The organism is Pseudomonas sp. AC463 (assembly GCF_979253585.1).
In genome coordinates, this window is the sequence record NZ_CEEDDZ010000098.1 from 1 (window position 1) to 492 (window position 492).

The following is a 492-nucleotide window of genomic DNA, read 5'->3' on the forward strand; positions in this document are numbered from 1 at the left end:
TTACGATGCCGGACTATTGTCCCGTGGACAAGTTTCCAACAAATTCCTCGTGTTGGAAACCAGGCGCTAACATAGTTTGCATATCGTAACGCAAGCCATGTCACTGACGGGAGGTCAAGTCGTGGCTAGGCGATTAGGTTAGGGTCAGGACCCATTGATGTGAGAGGCGCGATCTGATTCAGGCTCTGAGAGGAGACTGGAATGAGCGACCTGTTTTGGCTGACGGACGAGCAGATCGAGCGGCTGCGTCCGTTTTTCCCGAAGAGCCATGGCAGGCCTCGGGTGGATGACCGACGGGTGTTGAGCGGCATCGTTTTCGTCAACCGCAACGGGTTGCGCTGGCGAGATGCCCCCAGCGTCTACGGACCTCACAAGACGCTCTACAATCGGTGGAAGCGCTGGGGTGAGCGAGGCGTGTTCACCCGGATGATGGAGGGACTGGCCGCGGCGGACGCCGAGCCGAAGACGGTGATGATCGATGCGACCTACCTG

1 protein-coding gene is annotated in these 492 nt (G+C 58.3%); it reads left to right on the forward strand.

Features of this window, described 5'->3' with window-relative positions; all coding sequences use genetic code 11:
* Positions 1-201: 201 nt before the first annotated feature.
* Positions 202-492 (forward strand): transposase (locus AC0IYH_RS29265; RefSeq protein WP_471837521.1); only part of this gene is annotated, 291 nt, incomplete at its 3' end.